The 593-nt window shown below is 35.2% G+C and carries 2 protein-coding genes; both read left to right on the plus strand.

Translation table 11 applies throughout. The annotated features are described in order from the left end of the window. Positions 1-51: 51 nt before the first annotated feature. Positions 52-414: a hypothetical protein gene (locus tag FHQ30_RS13110; RefSeq protein ID WP_139611846.1), complete on the plus strand. Its 363-nt coding sequence runs from the start codon at positions 52-54 to the stop codon at positions 412-414. Beyond that, on the plus strand, positions 411-593 hold a 183-nt coding region (locus FHQ30_RS13510; RefSeq protein ID WP_500692282.1), incomplete at its 3' end, for a hypothetical protein. The genes FHQ30_RS13110 and FHQ30_RS13510, both read left to right, overlap by 4 nt.

Genomic DNA, 593 nt, shown 5'->3' on the forward strand with positions numbered 1-593 from the left:
CTTTGTCAGCAGTCTAAACTTATTATAGGGTCTTATTGAGAGGATATTAAGATGGAATTGCATCGGGACAATTTGGTTAATCACAATGGAAAAAACAAACAACTCAATGTTTCTTTAGATCTGGAAACATTCCGCCTTGTGAAAGATTTTGCATTCAAACAAGATATTTCCATGAAACAGTTTATCAAGAACCTGATTTTGGAAAAAGCAGCGCAGCTACAAGAAGAAGCGCTTTCCGCCTACACTTGCAATAAAGAAGAGCAACAACAAATTCAGCAAAGCCTCACATTCTTTGCAACCAAACCGCACTTAACAGAATATGTTGAAGCAGAAGAAATAAAAAATTATCGCCAAGCCAAAACAAAACAAGAATTGATCGAAATGATGGGTTATCGTGATGGTGATTTAGCATGATAAAAATCGGTTTTTCGAATAAATTCACCCGAACAATTTTTTATGAAGTTTTCACCGAACCAAGCCGCTTAGCAATAATCGAAAAGCTCAATAGCCCGCTATTTAATCAGATTAAAAGCGGAGTCGGTTTCACAAGTTATAAAATTTTTATTCGAACAAAAACACAACAAAACACGATT

Source organism: Testudinibacter sp. 'clade 2', assembly GCF_006227735.1.
Lineage (GTDB): Bacteria > Pseudomonadota > Gammaproteobacteria > Enterobacterales > Pasteurellaceae > Chelonobacter.

Excerpts from the sequence above, each read along its gene's own strand:
- FHQ30_RS13110 (WP_139611846.1), top strand. The coding sequence starts at position 52 with ATGGAATTGCATCGGGACAATTTGGTTAATCACAATGGAAAAAACAAA.